Annotated in this window: 18 protein-coding genes and 1 pseudogene; 8 read left to right on the forward strand and 11 right to left on the reverse strand. The window is 43.8% G+C overall.

What is annotated here, in order from left to right; translation table 11 throughout:
• Positions 1–80 precede the first annotated feature (80 nt).
• From FCL48_RS25845 to FCL48_RS04875, 5 genes are all read left to right on the forward strand, one after another.
• Positions 81–530 carry a disulfide bond formation protein B gene (locus FCL48_RS25845; protein ID WP_136871121.1) on the forward strand — a complete coding sequence of 150 codons (450 nt, stop codon included), beginning with the start codon at positions 81–83 and terminating at the stop codon, positions 528–530.
• Positions 530–1,183, forward strand: coding sequence for a thioredoxin domain-containing protein (locus FCL48_RS04865; protein ID WP_205747647.1), 654 nt, complete (start codon positions 530–532; stop codon positions 1,181–1,183). The genes FCL48_RS25845 and FCL48_RS04865 overlap by 1 nt, the downstream gene beginning before the upstream one ends.
• 78 nt (positions 1,184–1,261) lie before the next feature.
• Entirely contained in the window at positions 1,262–1,768 is a 507-nt protein-coding gene (locus tag FCL48_RS04870) for a TlpA disulfide reductase family protein (protein WP_136871122.1), read from the forward strand.
• 26 nt (positions 1,769–1,794) lie between these two features.
• Entirely contained in the window at positions 1,795–1,962 is a 168-nt protein-coding gene (locus FCL48_RS24925; protein WP_169309081.1) for a CD1871A family CXXC motif-containing protein, read from the forward strand.
• Positions 1,963–1,973: 11 nt separating this feature from the next.
• On the forward strand, positions 1,974–2,876 hold the full coding sequence (locus tag FCL48_RS04875; protein ID WP_136871123.1) for a 4Fe-4S binding protein: 903 nt from the start codon (positions 1,974–1,976) through the stop codon (positions 2,874–2,876).
• A gap of 462 nt (positions 2,877–3,338) precedes the next feature.
• On the opposite strand, the gene FCL48_RS04880 is transcribed toward FCL48_RS04875, so the two are convergent.
• The 10 genes from FCL48_RS04880 to FCL48_RS04925 form a co-directional block, all read right to left on the reverse strand.
• Entirely contained in the window at positions 3,339–4,064 is a 726-nt protein-coding gene (locus tag FCL48_RS04880) for a metallophosphoesterase (RefSeq protein WP_136871124.1), read from the reverse strand.
• A 17-nt stretch (positions 4,065–4,081) separates the two neighbouring features.
• Positions 4,082–6,022 carry a bifunctional serine/threonine-protein kinase/formylglycine-generating enzyme family protein gene (locus tag FCL48_RS04885; RefSeq protein ID WP_169309083.1) on the reverse strand — a complete coding sequence of 647 codons (1,941 nt, stop codon included), beginning with the start codon at positions 6,020–6,022 and terminating at the stop codon, positions 4,082–4,084.
• A 254-nt stretch (positions 6,023–6,276) separates the two neighbouring features.
• Positions 6,277–6,645: a hypothetical protein gene (locus FCL48_RS04890; protein WP_136871126.1), complete on the reverse strand. Its 369-nt coding sequence runs from the start codon at positions 6,643–6,645 to the stop codon at positions 6,277–6,279.
• Between the two features lie 200 nt (positions 6,646–6,845).
• Positions 6,846–7,754, reverse strand: coding sequence for a hypothetical protein (locus tag FCL48_RS04895; RefSeq protein ID WP_136871127.1), 909 nt, complete (start codon positions 7,752–7,754; stop codon positions 6,846–6,848).
• Positions 7,751–8,884 (reverse strand): tetratricopeptide repeat protein, encoded by a 1,134-nt coding sequence (locus FCL48_RS04900; protein WP_136871128.1) that lies wholly within the window; start codon positions 8,882–8,884, stop codon positions 7,751–7,753. The genes FCL48_RS04895 and FCL48_RS04900 overlap by 4 nt, the downstream gene beginning before the upstream one ends.
• Positions 8,850–9,434 carry an RNA polymerase sigma factor gene (locus FCL48_RS04905; protein WP_136871129.1) on the reverse strand — a complete coding sequence of 195 codons (585 nt, stop codon included), beginning with the start codon at positions 9,432–9,434 and terminating at the stop codon, positions 8,850–8,852. Before FCL48_RS04905 ends, FCL48_RS04900 begins: the two co-directional genes overlap by 35 nt.
• A gap of 158 nt (positions 9,435–9,592) precedes the next feature.
• The gene (locus tag FCL48_RS04910; RefSeq protein WP_169309084.1) at positions 9,593–10,495 is read right to left on the reverse strand and encodes a tetratricopeptide repeat protein; all 903 of its coding nucleotides are present in this window, start codon (positions 10,493–10,495) and stop codon (positions 9,593–9,595) included.
• Between the two features lie 385 nt (positions 10,496–10,880).
• Positions 10,881–11,150 (reverse strand): SHOCT domain-containing protein, encoded by a 270-nt coding sequence (locus FCL48_RS25850; RefSeq protein WP_136871131.1) that lies wholly within the window; start codon positions 11,148–11,150, stop codon positions 10,881–10,883.
• Between the two features lie 174 nt (positions 11,151–11,324).
• Positions 11,325–11,789 carry a hypothetical protein gene (locus FCL48_RS04920; protein WP_136871132.1) on the reverse strand — a complete coding sequence of 155 codons (465 nt, stop codon included), beginning with the start codon at positions 11,787–11,789 and terminating at the stop codon, positions 11,325–11,327.
• 544 nt (positions 11,790–12,333) lie between these two features.
• Entirely contained in the window at positions 12,334–12,738 is a 405-nt protein-coding gene (locus FCL48_RS04925; RefSeq protein WP_136871133.1) for a hypothetical protein, read from the reverse strand.
• A 257-nt stretch (positions 12,739–12,995) separates the two neighbouring features.
• On the opposite strand from FCL48_RS04925, the gene FCL48_RS04930 reads away from it, so the two are divergent.
• From FCL48_RS04930 to FCL48_RS04940, 3 genes and pseudogenes are all read left to right on the forward strand, one after another.
• On the forward strand, positions 12,996–14,780 hold the full coding sequence (locus FCL48_RS04930; protein ID WP_136871134.1) for an ATP-binding protein: 1,785 nt from the start codon (positions 12,996–12,998) through the stop codon (positions 14,778–14,780).
• Between the two features lie 12 nt (positions 14,781–14,792).
• Entirely contained in the window at positions 14,793–16,154 is a 1,362-nt protein-coding gene (locus tag FCL48_RS04935) for a sigma-54 dependent transcriptional regulator (protein WP_136871135.1), read from the forward strand.
• 257 nt (positions 16,155–16,411) lie between these two features.
• A pseudogene (locus FCL48_RS04940) lies at positions 16,412–16,810 on the forward strand (ZIP family metal transporter); the annotation flags it as partial.
• An 89-nt stretch (positions 16,811–16,899) separates the two neighbouring features.
• Here the strand turns inward: FCL48_RS04940 and FCL48_RS04945 are convergent.
• A complete protein-coding gene (locus tag FCL48_RS04945; RefSeq protein WP_136871136.1) occupies positions 16,900–17,328 on the reverse strand; it encodes a rhodanese-like domain-containing protein in 429 nt (142 codons plus the stop codon).
• Between the last annotated feature and the right edge of the window lie 46 nt (positions 17,329–17,374).

A 17,374-nucleotide genomic window follows, 5' to 3' on the forward strand; every position in this document is an offset into this window, starting at 1 on the left:
GCTTACACCCCCAACTATTGTAAAATAAAAAGACCAGATTATTCTAATCTCATAGCGCAAAACTTTGGAGAATATTTGAAATGCCTCAACCAAACAAAACGTCCGATTTAAACTGGACTCTTCTTTTTCTATGTTGGCTTTTAGCCAGCATTTCAACCACTGGAAGTCTCTTTTTCAGTTATATAATGCAGTTTACTCCCTGTGTTTTGTGCTGGTATCAGAGAATATTTTTGTTTCCTTTGGTTATAATTCTGGCGGTGGGACTTTTTCCTTTTGATAAAAGTGTTGTAAAGTACGCCCTGCCTTTAGCCATTGCAGGCGGACTGACGGCACTCTACCATACCCTGCTGTATAGCGGAGTCATCCCGGAGAATATCCAACCTTGCTCTCAGGGAGTTTCCTGTACGGAAAAATATATAGAGCTGTTTGGTTTTGTATCTATACCAATGCTTTCTTTCCTTTCTTTTTCAACAATAATAAGCCTCTTGATCATTCTTACTCGAACAAACCTTAAAGCGAAGGTGTCTTAATGAAATATTTAATGTTTGGAATTGCGTGCCTTGCCTTGGTCTTGACTTTTGTCTTCGGCAGCTCTTATTACAAAAATCAGCAGGCCGAGAAATTTGGTTTTATGGCTGAAGAAAACGCCTCACTCTTTGTCAGAGAGCACTCTCAGACCCTTGGCAGTGATGATGCAAAAGTCTATCTTATTGAGTTTACAGACCCCGCCTGTGAGACATGTGCAGCTTTTTCTCCTTTTGTCAAACAGCTGATGGACGCCAATCCCGGTAAAATTAAATTTGTTCTACGCTATGCTCCTTTTCATCAAGGCGCCGATTATTTTGTCAAAATTCTGGAGGCCGCCAAAAAACAAGGCAAATACTGGGAGGCTTTGGATGTGATGTATAAGTCGCAACCGTATTGGGCCAGTCACAGCAATCCGCAGCCTCAGAGGATATGGCAATTTCTGCCCAAGGCAGGACTCGACATAGAACAAATCAAAAAAGATATGAATGATCCCGCAATTGCAAATCTCATTGCCCAGGATCTTGCCGATGCTAAAACCCTTAACGTTCAAAAAACACCGGGATTTTTTGCCAATGGAAAACCTCTCCAAAATTTTGGCTACAAGCAATTAGAACAATTGGTTCAAGCTGAACTTGATGCAAAATACCCGAAGTAATCATCGTCAACTATTCGTTAAGCTATGAGCAAACAACTCTGCACGCTGGTTTAAATATTTATAAAATTACAGGTCATTATGAAAAAAACATCATTGTTACTATTGCTGGTTTGTTTACCCTTGTTTCTTGCCGGCTGTGGGGAAGAACACACGGTGGCTACAGTTGGCAAGATGGCCCCTGACTTTACCCTTGTGGATAGAAATGGCAAAACCTGGACTCTCTCGGAACTGAAGGGTCAGGTGGTCTTTGTTAATTTTTGGGCAACCTGGTGTCCTCCTTGCCGCGAAGAAATGCCTTCAATGCAATATCTCTACACTATGCAGCCGAAAGATAAATTTAAAATGTTGGCCGTACTCAATAAAGACGATCCGGCACTAGCTGATACCTTTGCTGCAAAACTTGGTCTGACAATGCCAATTCTTAATGATCAAGATAATACGGTAGGGAAAAAATATGGCCTGACCGGATTGCCTGAAACTTTTATAATAGATAAACAGGGAGTGCTCCGGAAAAAATTCATTGGTCCGGCGCATTGGGGCACCCCCGAAATTAGGCATATGTTGAGCAGATATATTACTGAGTGATTGTAGTGCTGGAGATTGGGATTAGAATGAAAAAACAAAACGATAAAGCGACAAAACAGAAAATCAAGATAGCACCATTTGTGGCAATATTTATTTTCCTTGTCCTTGGCGCTATTGGAATCAGTTTGGGAGAGCCAGCAAGGGTACTTCAGCAGGCAACCCAGATTTGTTTGGAATGCATAGGTATCGGCTGAGGTTGGGTTCTATGGATCTCGTCCGTAAATGGGTTCAAGCCCTGGTTTTTCTTCTTACAAATGGGTTCTGGAGTTTTCCGGTTACAAGAGGGATTTACCAGGGCCCTCTCAAGGTGCTTTGTTCGCCAGGACTTAACTGTTACTCCTGTCCGGCCGCGACAACGTATTGCCCTCTTGGTGCCTTGCAGCAACTCCTGGCTGGGATTCGGATGGCCCTTGAGAGCGGCCAATTATTTGTAGGGTTTTATGTAGTTGGCACCATGGGGGTAATCGGCAGTTTTGTTGGCAGAATGGTTTGTGGGTGGGCCTGCCCATTTGGACTTTTACAGGAGCTTCTTTTTAAAATTCCTTCACCTAAATTTAATATCTGGCGTCACTTGCGCTATATAAAATACGTCCTTTTGGTTGTTATGGTCATCCTTTTGCCCCTTTTTGCACTTGATGAATATGGCCTTGGGGCTCCTTCCTTTTGCAAGTATTTCTGTCCAGCTGGTACACTGGAAGCCGGTTTCCCAATGCTTATTCTACAGCCAGGACTTCGAGCAAATTTAGGTCTGATTTTTGTAATCAAGGTTCTTTTCCTCATTCTCTTTATTGTCTGGTCCGTTTTAGCCAGTCGCCCTTTCTGTCGAACGTCCTGTCCTCTTGGAGCCTTTTACGGCCTGTTCAATAAAATCAAACTGGTCAGGCTGCGACTTGATCCAGTCAGATGCACCAATTGCGCAGCCTGCCATGATGTTTGTCCTATGGGGGTGCGCTTCAATGAAGCACCTGACGATATGGAATGCATCTCCTGTTTTGCCTGTAGCAAGGTGTGCGCGTATAATGCGATCAACATTGAAATCGGCGGGGTCGAAATTACAAAACAACCGACTCGGGGGGCTACGCCCAAACCCCAGAAAATTTTGCCCTGATTTTGGGTCCTGGCGTTTACCATTGCAGGTCGCTACAGCTACCTGTTCAATTGTGTATCTAATAGATTGTCAAGTATGCTTCTCATTGATGAACGTAAAACTTCAATAGAAGGAAGTTTTGTGTAACCAGAAATCCGCCTAAAACCAGCGGAAGGAAATAGAGCTCCCGGTAAATAATATGATGATATATCTGGCTATATTAAGGAGTACGCCTGACATCCGACATTGAACTAGGAAAAAAAATACAATTACAATATGTTATTGTGTGGTAATCTTGCTTTTATGTCGGCTAATCACCGTACTTCTTAATACTGCGTTGAATAATGGAGGGATGCTATAGCCCCCACCAGTATCACTATGAAAAGGATTTTAATATTTGATTTTTTAGCACGAGGTTCCTCTTCATGAACATATCGAGGTTTTTTATTGATCATTTATAAGTCATTACAGATGATTGATATTTCAAAATAATCGGTCTGCATCTTTCTGCTGAAACCCTCGCTGTATAATTTTATCAGCTGTCGACTTTATATCATATGGAATGCGTTTTGCTTCCAAGCTGTTTAGAATGGTATCCCAAATTACATACCCTGCTCTTGAATCACCGTCCCTTGGCTGCCCAACGCTACCGACATTGACGATGTAACGGATATTCCCTTCAAGTTTAACTGGAAGATCGTTTAACTCATGAAAGCTCACCGCTTCGCCATTGTAGCTGATTAACATCAGTTTATGCGTATGGCCAGCAAAGGCTATTGTATTATTGTAAGATTTAAAAATATTTTTTATTCCACGATTCGACAGGTAATTCAAGTAGGTATCGCATGAGGCTGGAGGACACCCGTGCACAAAAAGTGCCATATTGAAAAGTCGAAATTCTGGAAGTTCCGAAAGGTATGTAAGCAATGAAGGTGTTAAGAACCTCATGGTTTGTTCAAGGGATTTACGAGCATCCGATTTGAAATAATGTCGGAGTGTTTTATCCAACGCTGCCTGTTCGTGGTTGCCAAGAATATCTAAAATATCCCGATTTTTAATTAGTGTCAGAACTTTTTCTGGATCTGGGCCATAGCCAATGCTATCTCCCAGGTTAATTATACGGTCAATATAAGAATCGTCGATATCCCTCAAAACTTCCTCGAAAGCTTCAATATTTCCATGGATATCTGACATCACTGCTATTCTCATCGGCAGACCTTTAACAATCAGTTTTCGGATATAGCTGTCTTAACTGTCCTGAAACCAACTTCCTCAAAACCTTCCCATGGGAAACGAGACACCACCGATGGCGGAGAGTTATCCTCTTTTATATGGGCTTCCAAGGTGCCAACAACAATAAACAGATTGTCTTGTAATTTGTCTTTTGAAATATTCGACAAAGTTCGAAGTCCCCATTCGCCGATGCCCATGTTTAGGGCACGAACACCGAATTCATTCTGTTTGAAGAATACGGCTGGAGGAGGTTCTTTCGATGTGTTGCTAGTGGTTCTCGTGATTTCGCTGTCGGTTCGATCCTTTTGGTCGGTAATTAATTTATCTTTATGCCAATCACTTTCCATCATGTTGTTCATCATGCCTTCTATATTTATTGAATTCGAACCGATAGTTTCGGCAGCGGCTCCGTTCAAACTAGATTGAGGACTGGCAGCTCCTTTTATAGTTGCATAGAGCCATTCCGTTTCGTTCGGTAACCGTCTGTCGAAAAAGTTGGCAAAAGCAGCTGCTCCAAATCCGGTCACACGAAGTACAGGTCTGGAAGCATATGCAAAGTCAACCACATGAAACTCACCATTTTGGTATTCAATCGGTTTATAGCCTTCACGCACTTCGCCTAAAAGATACCAATTCGCACCGTCACCTTTTACAACACCATTATCCAGTTTGATTCTGGATAAATTGTGATTCAGGAATTCAACAAATTGTTGATTGGTTACCAGGAATTCATCCATGTAAAACGAGGCTATCTCAATCTGCTGGCCTGAGACCGCTTCTAAAGTTGTCGGCATAACAAGCCTGCCTTTCGGTATCAGGTGCTGTTTGTCCATGTGTTCTTTGTTTTCACTATTGCTTGCCACATTAGATGTTAATTCCTTACCATCTTTTGTTAGTTGAATAATTTCTTGCGGATGTTTGCTTACAGGTTGGCTTGTTCCACCAAAAATATGCCAGAGGGTCATGAGTGCAACGGAAAGTGTTGCTGTAATAATGCCCACCCAGATCCACTTTGGATTTGAAAAGAACTTCGCGTTTGGTCGTTTTTCAGTGGTTTGTGATTGTTTTCCTTCAGATTCATCATCTAATAATAGTTCAACAAGTTGATTCCGCAGATCTGTTACTGAGTTTGTTCTTTCAGAAAGCTTCTCTTCTGTGGCTCCAGCAATGATTCGATCCAGTCGTTCAAAAAAAGAAGATTCAGTTTGTGCAAGGTGAGCGCTATGAAACGGAATAGTCTTGGTCTTTATTTTTCCGTCAACCACCTCATAGAGTATCTTTCCAAGCGAATAGACGTCAGATCTGTGATCCGCTCTTTTAAAATCCAGAAAATGCTCAGGAGACATGTAGTGAGGTGAACCTTTTACCTCAATTGATTGGGTTATCGGTTTTGACCTGTGTGATCTCACTAACCCAAAATCTGCTATCTTTGGGGTGTCGCGGTCCATCAGTATGTTTTCTGGTTTTAGATCTCGATGCACGATACCGCTGTCATGCAAAGCTTGAACGCCTGAGAGTACCGGTAAAAAAAAATTTAGAATCCAACCCTTAAGATCATCCTTTTCAGGATAAAAGCCTTCCTCAGACATCGTGGCACGTAAAGTCCCTCCAGGTATGTATTCCATGGCGATATATTCGACCGGTGTATCGACACCGCACATTTCTACGGTAATAGAATTGTGGTCATAGACCTGTATGACATTTGGGTGACTAATCTGAGCCATTGATTGCACTTCCCGCCTAAATCGTTGGGCTAAAGTCTCAACATCTTCGTCACCATTGTCAGTAGCTTGGAGCCACTCTCTTGAAATAACCTTTATCGCGACCTCACGATTAAGGTTATTCTGATGGGCTCGATACACCTCGCCCATTCCTCCTCGATCAATGAACTCAAGAATGACCCATTTCTGGTCAAGTACATCGCCGATTTTCAATGTGTCTTTGCAAGTTGTCATCATTTGTTTAAGTGGTAATCCAGCTTAATCGCTTTCCCCGCACCGAACTTGCACAGCTCGTTGTTAAGCATCAAGTCGAACGGCGGGGGAAATGTTTACCTAATGCAATCAACTGCTTATTACCAGGCTGGCTCTCCTCAGAGAGCCAGCCTTCCCCTGTCTCAGTTTTTACATTGCAAAGGTAAAAAGAGAAGGACGTCCACAACTAATGTGTCAGGTTAGCACCGCCCTCCTTAATCATGACCACCCCCGCCAGAACCGCCAGAACCGCCGGAGCCACCATGACCACCAGAATCACCAGAATCACCGGAATCGCCAGAACCACCATGACCACCGGAACCGTCTGATCCTCCTCGTCCAACTGAATCATCATGCATGTTGTTGTTCATGTTGTTAGTGCTGTTTACCGCTTCTTTAGTGCGGTTTTCAGCACGTAACGCTTCCGCCGAGTTCGCAGATTTAGGTTTACTATTTCCCGTATCATCTGCAGCCGATGAAACCGACGGCCGCTCAGCTTGAGTTGCCGCAGACACTATTACTGCCGGTGCAATCATTCCAACCGACAATGCCAGTACTACCATAGCGTAATATTTTTTATTCATATCTTGTACTCCATGTTAGGATTGTTTTTCAAGGCACTGAAAATCAGCACCCCTTTTGATAGGTTGATTTTTCCATTGTCAAAGTTTCGATTGGCTCTGGCTCATCAAACCAACTGACGCCGACTGAGCCGTTCGCTATTTCTTCTACTCACACTGTGATTGCCGTGCGCAGAGAATGGGCAATTGATTTTGCATGCTCTCTAATCATGACCACCCCCGCCAGAACCGCCGGATGACCCTCCGTGGTCACCCCCGGATGATCCGCCTGACGATCCACCGGATGACCCGCCGTGGTCGCCGCCAGATGATCCGCCTGAACCGTTAGAATCACCACTGTTTCCTGAGTGATTGTTATTGTCATTACCGGAATCGTTTCTATGCCCACTATTGTTGCTCCCCATAGTGTCTTGCTGCCCACTGCGGTGGTTCATGCCACCAGCACCGGATATTCCACCGGTGTCTCGATTACTCCCTGTCCCCGAGTTGTGAACGCCGGATTGAATCCCTACTCCATGACCTTGAGACGAACCAGACGCCATATTTATTGCCGTTGCCTCTCTTAGTTCACGTGCATCCACACCACCGATATGAGTCGGTCCTGTTGCCATTCCTTCCTGATGCTTTGATTTCTCACCGCTATGTCCAGATCCGAGCACACCAGGATGCACACCGAGTTCATGTCCAACCTGCCCCCAGCCCATGCCGGAATCATGCATGGAGGCAATATCAGCTTCACTCACTCCGCTTATATCTGCTAGTTCGCGCATATAGCTCCCTTCTGCTTTTTCCAGCCCCACCCTGGCAGCAGCCATGGCGCTCTGGTCACCACTCTTCATCGTCTTTGCCATAGTTTCCTGGGCTTTTTCCACCTCACCCAGAGAATTTTTCAAAGAATTATTACTCATAGCCGCCTTTTCGGCCCGATTTGCAGCCCGCAGGGCGTCGGCTGGATTATGAAACGCAGGTGTCTCATTCTCCAAATCCTTTACTGCCATCGAGGTTGACTGCGGCGTATCTGTGGTTGCCGCAGACACTAGAACTGGCTGCGAAATCATTCCCACCGACAATGCCAGCAGTACTGCTGCGCAATATTTCTTTTTCTTTGTCATATTCTGTTCTCCTTTTTCTCATTAAGTTCCGGAGCACTGAAAATCAGTACTCCTTTTGGTAGATTAACGTTTTCCTTGTCCATAGTCGCCATTGGCTCTGCTTCACCAAACCAGCTGATACGAACAGGGGTTTTATCTGGTCCGGCAGCCTCTTCGGTTATTGCATTACGTAGAGAACTGGCAACCTGTTTGGCCTGTTGAGCATTATCCTGCATGAAAACCACAATATTCAACTCACCCTGCGAGCGTTTATCAAATTGGCGGACAAGATAATTAATTTCTCTCTCCTGTCCGGAACCTTGAGTGTCGAGTAATTGCTCCTGATTAAGAATGATGGTTCTATATCCAAGTTGATAACTGCGATAGCTATAATCACCAAGTTCGTGGAGGTGCTGAAGTGCCTGATATGAAGAGGTTCCTGTCCGGTAAGAGTTGAGATATCTCTTCCAAGCTTCGGCCTCTGCATCACGATTACCCTGCAGATGTAAAGCAAGTGCCAGGTTGTAGAGGGCTGTTTTTTCCACCGGATCACGATCTAAGACTTGGCCATAGAGCTGTTCGGCTTGGGAAAGCTGACCATTTTGCAATAGATTATTGGCAAGGTTTAACCGGGCTGGTAGTAAATCCGGTCTCTTGAGAATCAACCGTTGATAACTCTGCTGTTCCTCATTAACATCGCCGAGCGCACGATGTGCTGCCCCCTGCCAGAGGGTATATTGGGGATTATCAGGTTGCAACATTTCGGCACGACGTAAGGCATCCAATGCCTCTGCAGCTTGACCTGCTGCCAGCAAGCTTCGGCCAAGATAGAAATATGCTTCGCCATTCATGTTCTGCTCAGCTACCGTCAGCTTAACAGGAGGAGCTGCATCGCGGTGTAAAAGCTGGTCAAACTGCATGCCTCCGAAAAAAACCAGAATCAGGCAGGCTGTACCTACAGCAGTGCGAAAAGGGGAGAAGGGCTGCGCCCAACCCATGACGATCAACCGGCTCATACGTCTGAACCATGGTTCTTTTCTTTTCGGTAGAGCAGCCATTATTCTTTTCTGCAAATCAATCGGCGGTCTCCTGCCGGGCAGATATCGAAGTCCATGTTCAAGCTGCGACTGTTTCTTTGACTGTTCGTTCATGTCGTTCTCCTCCCAAAACAGACTTCATCTTGTCAAGCCCACGCGCTATCCGCATCTTTGCCGCACTCTCCGAAACTTTAAAAATATCAGCTAATTCAGTAATAGATAACTCTTGCTGGTAGCGCAATAAAACCATTTCTCTCGTTATATCCGGAAGCTCGTCAAGGGCCCCATACAAGCTTTGAGCCTCTTCCTGGTCAAGCAACTTTGTTTCTTGTTGCGAGCCGGTTTCGGTTATCGGGACATCCCATCGCAGCTCAGCCAATTTCCGCCGTTTTACCGAATTATTCCGCTGCCAATCCTTGACCCTGTTTACAGCCAAGGTATACATCCAGGGGAAAAATCTCTTATTGCTGTTAAAAGAAGCCAGCCTTTCATATACACGAAGAAAAACATCCTGGCTCAAATCGGCAGCCTCCTGCTCGGAGCGGCAATATCTGTACATAAGGTTATAAACAGGCCGTTCATAGCGTTCGACAATTTCGGCATAGATCTGTACCTCTCCCTTCAGTATAAGATGAACGAGGTCTTCATCACTTTCACTCTTCATGCTTTTCCCTTCCTTGTCTTCCGTGTTTGACTATGCTTTATCCTTCTGTACGATCGTCACAGGAAAACGACACATATTTGCTACCTGATTTAGTCTGAGATTCTGGTTTCTCATGGAAACCAACCTTTTTTCTTTTTGCTGAGGCGACTGTTCTCTCCCTATTTGGTAAGAAAAAACTGTACCGATTCGGGGTTCTTAAATTTCTTTCCCTGGATTTTCACAATTTCCGGCTGATCAAACCAACTGATGCCAATTCTGTCCTTCGTCAATCCAGGAAATTTTACCAGCAGATATTTTTTGATACTGTCGGCTCGAGATCGGGCAAGCTTTTTGTTGTTTTCCTGATACACAATCACCTGCAGTGTCCCTTTGCCAATATTTGATGCCGTTGCACCAACAACATCAAGTGAGGGTGATGAACTTGCAGCAAGTTTTTCGGTAAAAGGTTCAAACTCGATTTTTTTCAAGGTAATCGTACGGCCCCCAAGGAAATGGTTGCGATAAGAGAAATCTCCTAACAGGTTTAAATGGTCGGTTGCCTGGATTGCCAAATCCCCGGATGGATAGTTGGACAGATAGGCCAGCCAGTATGCTTTCTCCTCTGGTGTCTTGAGTAGTCGGGTGATTAACGCCCTGTTGTAAAGTGCTGAGGGGCTGTACGGCGAAATTTTCAGGACTTTCTGATAGGTGGCAAGAGCAGCTTTATACTCTTTTGCCTTGAGTTGATTGTGGCCAAGATAGGTCAATGCTTGTAAGTGTTTTCCGTTGATCTCCAACACCTTTTGGTAACTTTTACGCTCCTGTATACTTTCCCCAAGCTCACCCAGCGCTACTCCATACCAGAACAGGTAATCGGTGTCCGTCTTCTTGAGTGATGCCGCCTTTTCCAGGTACGGCAAGGCCTGTTGCGGTTTGCTTTGGGCAAGAAGAAAACGGCCTAAATAATAATTGGCAAGCGGGTCGCTGGCGTTTTGAGCGACAGCTTCGCGAAAGGTCACCTCGCCCTGCTCGTAATCTTTATTTTCTAAGTATCGGTTGCCCTGAAAACTATTCTTCATCATCTGTCCTACCGAACAGCCGCTAAGTACGAAAACAAGGCTCACTACAGAAATGAAATGTTGGAAACGCATAGTTTCTCCAATCTTTTTTAAAGGTTATCCCCTGCCTGGAGCGGATGCGTGGTTTAAGGAGGGGTGTTTTTATGATACTCTGTGGTAATATGTACGGATGGGTTCAAAGAACGTCACAATGAGTATCACAGTGTTTTGCCACCCACTCGCCTTAGGCAAATGAGATTAAGGCCACTGCGCAAACAGGACAATTTACGTTTTCCTGTTGCTGGTTCTTGTCGTGAATGGCTGTAATTAAGGGTGAAAACTTATGTATGGATAGAACTTGGAAAAGATCAATGAGGCACGGTTTCAAATGACATGCTGAGATGCACCACTAAATTTTCAATATTTCATACATACGGCTATACTCCTCCTGGGTGATTTCTCCTTTTGCTAATCTATTTTTTAGAATTCTAAGCGAGTCATTTTTATCAGAAGTGGCCTTTGAGGTTGGGATTAATGACCTAACGATTTTAAATAATAAATAAATTACGAGTACAAAAAGCAGTAAACTCAGAAGGCCTTCAAAAGGACCAATTCCCATAAAAAAATTACCGATACCATACGGCCCTCCGCCCATCCAACCATTACAATTCCACATCATCAGCCCATAGTTTTGAATTTAAAAACACCTGAAGAAGAGGAATCAAAGCTCCCCTTCTTCGTTTACTTGTCGATTTTACCAACTACAACCACTGGAATAGCCATTGTTCATCATTCCGGGGCCTCGCATACCATATAGCCATAGCCACGAGATTTTTCTTCAAGAACCAGCTGATTACTGGGCTTGCAGGTTTTGCATCTTGCCCATCATCTTAATCCGTAGCTCAAGCATATTTTTTTCTATATTGGCTAAATCCTTTGGACTGGTAGCTGGGTTACGCATGGCTTCCCCATAGGCAAAGCGTAATTCCATCATTTCTTTGCGAAGTTCCGTGGTCTGATTCATGAAATCTTGTTGCTGACCAGGTGTCATCTTGTTCATCATGGTTCCACCCATCATGCCGTTGCAGCCCATCCCGTCCCAGTCACCTTGATTTCCACCCATCATCCCCTGGCCCTGCATGCCCATCATACCACCTTGCATGCCCATCATACCGCTCTGCATACCTCCACCCATCATATTACCACCCATCTGCTGCCGCGGTAGCTTGGTATCACTGGTGTGTGCAAAAGCGGGACCTGCAAAAAGTCCGAGTACCAGAATTGACGCGATTGCGATTTTTTTTATTTCTTTTTTCATTGTTCAATCTCCAGTTTATTTTTCCCTCCCAGGGAATAATAAAGACAGGCTCTGTGTCTGCCTTTATACAAATTTGGGAGTAAGTTTATCATAACATTTATCTGTCTCCGCAGGGTGCAGAGGGGTTTTGCAATGAGGACAGAACCGCCAAACGTTTTCAACAATCCGGAATCACCTAGCGCTGATTGCCTTTATCTCCCGTAAGTCTCTTGACTCTGTCTTCCGTTTCCATTCATATAAGGCCTCTGATGTTCCATCCTGTTTCCGTTCATGTTCTGGGAACCAGGGATTGTCTGGTTGTGCCAGTTGTTATTATAGTGTCGGCCCATACCATAGTGACCACATCCTGTGAAAAGGATTGCCGCTGTAAAGATCAACACAAGTACAATAGCTGCTTTCATTTCTCTTCCTCTTCGGTAGAGTCACACGATCACTTCAAATTCACCCGCTAGTCGAATTGCACATCAGCAGCCCATAGTTTTGAATTTAAAAACACCTGAAGAAAGGGAACTAAAGTTCCCTTTCTTCGTTTACTGGTAGATTTTTACCAGCTACAACCACTGTAGTGTCCATCGTTCATCATTCCGGGGCCTCGCATATGATTCCCGTGCATGCGACCATCACCATAGCCATAGCCACGAGATTTTTCTCCAAGAACCAGCTGATTAGTTGCTATGTTTTCAGACAGTTCACGAACACGTTTGCTGTCGGGGTTTGGTCCGGCCACTATAGCACTTAGTTCTGCCTGGTCCGCTGCGATTGCGAGCCTGACACCTTTTGTTTCATCGAGAAATTTCTGGCTTGCAGCATCTGTAGCACCTGATCCGTACATCATGCCATGACCATTATCCATCATAGAGCCCATGTTGTTCCATGCCGATGCATTCAGCGCTGAAAAACCAATTATGATTGCCAATGCTGCCACTGCTGCAATAAGTTTACTTTTCATGTTTATATCTCCTGGTGTTTTGTGAGACTTGATTGTCTCATTTCGTTGTTTGCAATCTTAAGGTTGCAGTAACTATGCCATAAGATGAATCATGAAAAATAAGACATGATTACAATGTGATACAGAAAAAACTCTGTCATACCAGGAAATGATTTCTTGTTTGACGCATCACGAGTGATTAATTATTAGACAGTCAGCGCGAAAAACGTTTGATTTTTAACCACTCTATTATTCCGGTTTTATTGAAAGGACAAGGTATGCTGCAAAGGTTTAGTCGATATTTTGGTAATGTTTCTGCTTGGTTAGTTATTGGGATGAGCGGAATATTGGTTGTTGTTGTGCTGAGCCTTGCAATAATGAATTACAACCGAGAAAAAGATTATATGGTTAAAATCCTGAGTGAGAAAGGAGCGTCACTTATTCGAGCTTTTGAAGCGGGGGCTCGGACGGGAATGATGGGCGAATTTGGCACATCGCCTCGACTTGATACTCTGATACGGGAAATGGCAATGCAGCAGGACATTCTCTATATCTCTATTGTAGATTCATCCGGCATAATATTGGCCCATAACATCACAGGTAAAATCGGTGAAAGAATTCTCCCCCCTGATGGCTTAAAAAGCCTTGACGCAACGGCAGAAGTCAAATGGCGAACCGTTACAATTGATGATTCAGCTCAAGCTTTTGAGGTGTACAAACTCTTTTTACCGGTATTGCCTAGCCCAGACCGAACACAGATGATGCAACAAAGAGGGAAGATGATGCAAACCCACATGGGGGCTTGGTGTGACCCTCTATGGATGACAGGTCTACATGAGGATAAACTGCTGAACCCTAATGAACGGCCCATCATTATTATTGGAATGGACATCTCACCTTTTGAAGAAGCAAATCATGAGGACATCAAATTCACAGCTGTACTCTCTGGAATACTGTTACTTTTAGGACTGGCGGGTGTTGTTTCGCTTTTTTGGGCGCAAAACTATACAAGATCAAGGCGATTACTGCGGAATGTCAGCGCGTTTTCCTCTGAAATGATCGCTAATCTACCTGAAGGGATTATTTTCACAGACAATGATTTTAAAGTTCATTACATAAATCAGATCGCCTCAAAACTGCTTGGTGTTGATACTCGAGAGGCTGTAGGCCTTCATTCAGATGCCATATTACCCGCAAATATATACGCAATGAACACATCAACCACGAATGGTGGGGTTGTTGAAACCGAAACGGAAATCAAACAAATTAATGGCAAGGTTATACCCATATCGGTAATTGCTACCAAAGTAATTACCGAAGATGGGACATTTGTCGGATTCATGTACATTCTCAAAGACTTAACTCTACTCAAACAACTGCAACTTGAAATACAAAGAAAAGATAAATTAGCGGTAATCGGGAATTTGGCTGCCGGTGTTGCACACGAAGTGCGTAATCCCCTAAGTTCCATTAAAGGATATGCTACATATTTCAAAAGTTTATTCTCTGAAGACAGTGAAAATAGAGAAGCTGCCGAAGTGCTCATAAGTGAAACAGAAAGACTCAACCGGGTAATAACAGAGTTACTTGAAATATCGAGACCATCTGACATAAAGCCTCAACGAACTGATCTTCAGTCTCTTATCAACACGACCATTCGGCTCATGCAACTAGACGCAGAAACAGTCTCGAAAGTTAAAATCACATCAGAAATGGTTGATACGATACAGCATATATTCGTAGATCCTGACCGATTCACTCAGGTTTTAATGAACATCTATTTAAATAGCATACAAGCAATGCCGGAAGGAGGGCTGTTGCATACTCAAGTGAATCAACTCCACAATCAGGTAGAAATTACCATATCGGACACGGGTACAGGTCTTTCAGATGAGGCAAAGAACAAAATGTTCAACCCATATTTTACAACCAAAACAACGGGCACGGGTTTAGGGCTCGCAATAGTGCAAAAGATTGTCGAAGCCCATGATGGTGTGATAACGGTCCGTTCCGAGAAAGGAAAAGGTACCGCTATCACAATTACTTTACCAAATACGTTATAGTTAAAAATTGTTATGAAAGATGAAATCTTAATCGTTGACGACGACAAAGCGCATCTGTCAATGCTCAAGACGGTGTTAAAAAGATGGGGATATCAAACCACCGAGGCTGAGGATGGGGCTGAAGCCATTCTTGCTGTGCGCAACGAACCATTTGATTGCATTCTTATGGATGTTCGGATGGCAAATATAGGTGGGATTGAAGCATTAGCAGAAATTAAAACGCTTAATCCGGCCATTCCTATAATAATAATGACCGCTTACTCTTCAGTGGGGACAGCTGTTGAAGCCATGAAGTTAGGAGCGTATGATTATTTGACCAAACCACTAAACTTTGACGATCTTAAGATCACCCTCGAGAGATCTCTTGAGCATTCAGCTTTAAGGAAGGAGAATAAATCTCTAAAACAATTGTTGTCATCCAGTGACGAACTTGCCTCTATCATTGGCTCAAGCCCGTCGATGGTAGAACTTAAAAAAATGATCCAGACTATTGCTCCATCTGAGGCTACAATTCTCATCCTGGGACCAAGTGGAACGGGGAAAGAGTTGATTGCCAAAGCGGTTCATGGCTGTAGCAACAGAAATAGTAAACCTCTGGTGACTGTCAACTGTGCCGCCCTCACCGACACGCTTTTGGAGTCTGAATTATTTGGCCATGAAAAAGGTGCTTTTACCGGAGCAGATAAGAGACGAGAAGGCCGTTTCATGCAGGCAAATAAAGGAACCATTTTTCTTGATGAGATTGGGGAAGTTCCCCTTCCCATGCAAGCCAAACTCTTAAGGGCTATCCAGGACCGTGAAATTCAGCGAGTCGGAAGTGATAGCACCTTATATGCAGATGTAAGAATAATAGCGGCGACAAACAGGCAATTGGAGGAGAGAGTGAGAGAAGGAACATTTCGGGAAGATCTCTACTACCGCCTCAATGTTGTTACTTTAGAGGTACCTCCATTATGCGACCGACCTGATGATATCCCAATATTAGCAAAACATTTTTTAGATAAACTTTCGAAGAAGAACAGAAAAAGCATTGTGAACTTTACTCCTTTGGCAATGGATTACTTTACCAGATATGACTGGCCGGGGAACGTTCGCGAGTTGGAAAATGCTATCGAACGAGCTGTCGTTTTGTGTAACGGAAATTATATATCTGAACGAGAATTGCCTCCTTCCATAACAAAGAATTTTACGGATATTGACCTAAAGGACGGCCAATTGAATGGGATGGCAGGCTTACCACTAGAGGAGATCGAAAAAGAAGCTATCACCCAGACACTTAAAAAAACCTCGGGCAACAAGAGCGAAGCTGCAAAGCAGCTTAATATCACCAGAACCACACTGAATAACAAAATCAAAAAATACGATATCCAATAGTCGATAATAAATAAGTTGATAATAAATAAGTTGATCAACTCATTCTTATTTTTTGGTGATTTTTTTATTTTTCGTCAAACTCACCATTATTAAGGAGTAGTTCGATTAGCGAACATTTGGCATAATTGTTGTAACATTCTGTATTTGCTGCATTTAAATATTCCCCTGTGTCAAGGAAGTTGCCGCATGAACTGAAACCTATTACAAGAGGGGGCAGGAGTTTCATGCATGCGATATTCGCCAGAAAGGAAAGAGGCGGTGTTGCTTTCGGGGCTGTTGCGGCAGATCTTCCTTCGGCAACTATTGGAGGAGCAATAGCACTCGCCTTGGGCATAGGTATTCAGAATTTTCCTGAAGGTACTGCTGTTTCCATGCCACTTAGGAGAGAAGGCTTGTCAACAACGAAAAACTTCCTGTATGGTCAAGCATCTGGCATGGTTGAGCCTGTTGCTGGTGTATTGGGCGCTTTGTTTGTTATGAATATGCTTTCAATACTCCCCTATGCTTTGTGCTTTCCAGCAGGGGCAATGATTTTTGTAGTGGTGGAAGGACTTATTCCGGAATCACAGAGAGAATTTAAAAATATCGACATTGTAACGATGGCAACGATGTCAGGCTTCACTGTCATGATGATATTGGATGTAGCACTGGGTTAAATAGCTTTATGATATTTTTTTCATATAGTTTGACCTAGCAGGTACCGGTTTTAATGAGTTCCTGTTAGGTCAAGTCTGGTGTGTAAATGTTAAAGGTTTTGACTGTGATCCTGGATGATAAAAGAGCCGTCATTTTGGACAGTAACGATCTTATCCAAATACTTAGCCGAGAATCCCCTGTCTTTTAAAAGTGAATATACCATTGCTGCTCGTACACCAGATGCACAATAGATGAGAACCTGCTTACCGTTAGGGATCTCCGCCAGTCGACCCATAATCTCATCCGCTGGGATGGCAACCGCACCCGTAACCACTCCTTCGACAACTTCCTCATCTGAGCGTACATCAAGAAGAATTGTGTCTGCGTTCCGGGCAGTTGCAACCTGGATAAACTCCTTGGTATCAACAACGCCCTCCAATGGAGTAGAAGTATAGGCAATTGTTTGAGGGGTGCTGCCCATCGACGTCCTGAAACCAGCTTTTTGCCAGGCCGGAAGCCCACCAAAAAGAACTTTCACATTTGTATAACCAAGCTCTTCTGCTCGCCGAGCAGATTTTATACTG

The organism is Desulforhopalus sp. IMCC35007 (assembly GCF_005116575.1).
GTDB lineage: Bacteria > Desulfobacterota > Desulfobulbia > Desulfobulbales > Desulfocapsaceae > Desulforhopalus_A.